Annotated in this window: 6 protein-coding genes; all 6 read right to left on the reverse strand. The window is 41.5% G+C overall.

From position 1 onward, the window contains the following. Window positions 1-297: 297 nt before the first annotated feature. Complete coding sequence (locus tag ACXAFQ_RS20300; protein ID WP_474825186.1) at window positions 298-669, reverse strand: SMI1/KNR4 family protein; 372 nt, start codon at window positions 667-669, stop codon at window positions 298-300. Between the two features lie 131 nt (window positions 670-800). Then, window positions 801-1205 carry a hypothetical protein gene (locus ACXAFQ_RS20305; protein WP_474825187.1) on the reverse strand — a complete coding sequence of 135 codons (405 nt, stop codon included), beginning with the start codon at window positions 1203-1205 and terminating at the stop codon, window positions 801-803. A 123-nt stretch (window positions 1206-1328) separates the two neighbouring features. Next, window positions 1329-1784: a hypothetical protein gene (locus tag ACXAFQ_RS20310; RefSeq protein ID WP_474825188.1), complete on the reverse strand. Its 456-nt coding sequence runs from the start codon at window positions 1782-1784 to the stop codon at window positions 1329-1331. Between the two features lie 135 nt (window positions 1785-1919). Further along, window positions 1920-2375, reverse strand: a complete 456-nt coding sequence (locus ACXAFQ_RS20315; RefSeq protein ID WP_474825189.1) for a GNAT family N-acetyltransferase — start codon at window positions 2373-2375, stop codon at window positions 1920-1922. A gap of 85 nt (window positions 2376-2460) precedes the next feature. Then, window positions 2461-2748, reverse strand: coding sequence for a hypothetical protein (locus ACXAFQ_RS20320; protein ID WP_474825190.1), 288 nt, complete (start codon window positions 2746-2748; stop codon window positions 2461-2463). A 634-nt stretch (window positions 2749-3382) separates the two neighbouring features. After that, window positions 3383-3726 (reverse strand): hypothetical protein (locus ACXAFQ_RS20325; RefSeq protein ID WP_474825191.1); only part of this gene is annotated, 344 nt, incomplete at its 5' end.

Consider the following 3726-nt stretch of genomic DNA (forward strand, 5'->3'; position numbering starts at 1 on the left):
ATGAGAGAAGTCTTGATTGCCACTTACTATAGTATATCCACTTTTTTCCAATTTGATTCTTAGGTTAGTTAACGTTGCTTCGCTAACTCCATCTGAGTGGAGGTGAATAGTTGGTTTGGCGACTGATGTGCAGCCAGCTAACACAATAACAATAAATGACAGTAGTACCGTTTTCATCCCTGACACCTAACTTTCCAATAACGGGCGCAGACATGTGGGGCATAATGGCGAAGCCGCCCCGCGTGTATGCGTCCCAGCGAACGAAGTGAGTGTGTTTATTGGCTTGTTATGTGCCATTTAACCCTCATGCTCCTTTTTCATTGCTTCCCGCCATTCCGTGACATTTTTCCAGCGCTCGTCAGTTAATCCGTTATGGGACCAAAAAATTACTTCACCATCTTGGGCAAGGCAATAATAATCCCCATTGTCCTCGCATATTGGTAGCAATTGTTCGGGAAAGTGCTCATTTGACTTTGCTTCCTGTTGAACTGAGTAAATGTTTGCATAGGTCGGAGGGTTTACTATTTCGAGGGCTTCCATTGGCACATCCCCTAAATCATATCCAGATTTTAAAAAGAGAATGTAATCTTGAGAAAACTTAAAACCTAACTTTTCTTGAGCTGCTGTTATTTCCATGTCATTCGGCGGAGTTATTTCAAATTCTTCCATTTTGAATTTCCTGTGTTCAGGCACATAACACCCAAATAAGGGGCGCAAACATGGCGGCTATAATCGGAACGAAGTGACACAGCCGCCATGTTTGTGTCCCAGCGAGCGGAGCGAGTGACTTAATTTGTTTGTTAGCTGCTGGTTTTGAAAAACTCGACCATGGTTCCTGATGCTACCGAAAAAGGTAAGTTTGCCAATCCGTGATAGAAAAGTTCTTTGAATGATTTTTTAGTTTCCAGAGCTTTGGGGTTTGAGTTTATTGCATTGAGTCCCTTCTGCGTTAAAGAAGCAGAAAAACTACCATTTAATGCTTCACGTTTTAGTGTAATAAATTGCTCATCTCTAAGCCACCAAACAGTATAAAGAACCTGATCCTCAAGGATTTTTTCGTCAGATTTCGACTCTATTATCTCTAAGTAACCTGCCACAGAACCTGCAATTTCTTTTCTACTTGTATCAATTGGAATTGGAAATGACTCCAAGCAAAGGTGAAATACTTCTAAGGAGATAAGGTTAAAAACGTCCATATTTTTCATACGATTCCTCGTGAGCAGCTAACACCCACATAAGGGGCAGTAATGCGTGGGCTAAAATAGGAGCGAAGCGACAGAGCCCACGTGTTACTGTCCCAGCGAAGCGCCTTAATGTGTTTGTTATATTTAATACACTGGTAAAATTTCAAAGATGTTGCCAGCATTTTTAGGTACTGTGGTTAAAGGTATAAGCACCTCTCCAGTTTTCTTGTTTTCTATCCAAAAATTAACCTCAGTCCAGCTGTGTTCACCCAACTGAATTTTATAGATCTCTCCGGGGACTCCTGAAAAATTGAAGGTTGCTTTTGCTTCATTTAACCCTTCGAGATAACAAACTGTTCCTTTTCTAGTTCCAGGCGTAACGGCTACTGGTTCTAATAAGGTTGTCTTATTAATGAACTCACCATCTATGTGACATAGGAATATCTTTTCATGCCCTTTTCCGAAAGGCTTTCCCTCACTTTCGTCAGCTTCAAACACCACGGAATTTGAAACATCATTTTCTGAATAAAACTTATTCAAATCGACAGGGGTTGAACTACAACCCCCTAGCATAAAAGTTATTACTAAAAACTTCCTCATTTCCATTCCATTAAATATAACACCCGCATAAAGGGCGATAACACATGGGCTAAAATTAGGAACGAAGTGACGCAGCCCATGTGTTAGCGTCCCAGCGAGCCTGCGAGCGATTTAATGCGATTGTTAGGACTGGAGCTAAATGAACCTGCACATGCCCAAACCTAGATCTTTGCCATTTCTCAATACGAAACCATGCTTGAGATAAAAATGTTCTTTCCCTTTTGCCGCCAGTAACCCAACAGTTGAACCAGACTGGCAACTTGAAGATAGAAAACCGTTTATAGACTGCATGATTTTTGAGCCTAAACCAAGCTTTTGAAATTCAGGATGTACAATGACATCTTGAACATAAAAGTACATGAAACCATCACCGATAACACGTCCACATGCAACGAGTCGATCGCGCTGAAATATTGAAACCCAAAACAATGAAGAATTGATGCTGCTTTCTATTATTGAAAGCTCAGGACTAGTCCATCCGACAGCAGTTCTCAGTGAGGATAGATCCTCAGCCGTAGGTGGACTTTCTTTTAAAAAATTTCCGATGGTGACATTCCGTTGTCCTAACACCCACATAAGGGGCAGTAACACGTGGGCTAAAATCCGAGCGAAGCGACAGAGCCCACGTGTTACTGTCCCAGGGAGCTTGCGACCGGCTTAATGTGATTGTTAAGTGTCAAGCCCAGATGATCTCGACTTCACTTGGCTTTCTCTTATTTTCTTGGCCTGTCTCGGCATTTTTTAGCCTTAAATGATAGCCACCTTTTAAGATTAATTTTGCAGCCTCTTCTAACGTCGGTACAAACACCTTGGTCGCATTATAATTAAGGGGCTTTCCCGTCTTATTAGATAGTTCTTCAGAATGAAGCTCATAGAAACCATTACGGTACAGAGCATTAAATTTTTTACCTAACACAGAACCGCTTGTTCCGTAAGCAATAATATCTTTGACTTTACTAGTCATAATTCACTCTTGTCACTTAACACCCAGCTTAGGGGCACAAATACGTGGGCTTAAATCGGAACGAAGTGACACAGCCCACGTGTTTGTGTCCCAGCGAGCCTGCGAGCGACTATAGCGTTTTGTTAGGCATTTTACCGATGTTCCATTTTACAAAATAAAGGTACCCAATTGTCATTTCTGTAAGTACCGCAATTAGTATTCCGGCATGTGCAACACCCCGAAAATATTCAAATAAACCAAGGGTTGACATTGAAAACATGGATACATAAATACTTGCACATATTGCTTGTCGCGCCTCAGAATGCTTCACACTCCGGCTTAACCAAGTTAATACTGAAATGCCGAGAAATAATATGGATAGCCGCCTTGCAATAAAAAACGAGCTGCCAGAGCCATCAATGCCAAAAATAAAGAACAGCAATTCCGGGTAGATTAGAAAATTGACAAATAATATTAATGCTATGACTGATGTCACGGAATTAAGTACTTTAAAACTCACCATGTTAAATCTCAAATGCCTAACACCCACATAAGGGGCAGTAATACGTGGGCTAAACGGAGCGAAGCGACAGAGCCCACGTGTTACTGTCCCAGCGAGCCTGCGAGCGACTTAATGTGATTGTTATGTGCCTGTTTAGACATCATAGGGAGTAAAGTTAATTCCGTAGCCAAACGGATTTTCTTTTGGTGGTTCTTCCGGTTCAGTCTCGTAAATTTCTACTTCTCCTTCTGAATCAAAGCCTACCTGTTGGCCAATGACATGAAGCATATCAGCAGCTTCGTTAGCATCTGTAGCCCAAACTTTTATAGCCATGACAGCTGGACCAAGTGGACATTCAAATCCATGATCATTATTAAAAACGTTTCCGGCTCCAAGTACGGTGAAGTGGGTAAAAGGAGTTACCTCCTTTCCATATCTGAGTTTTAACTTCCAATCAGAATTACTTGTCATCAAATTTCCTGTGGCACATAACACCC

It is taken from the genome of Alteromonas sp. ABH2_165 (assembly GCF_056159945.1).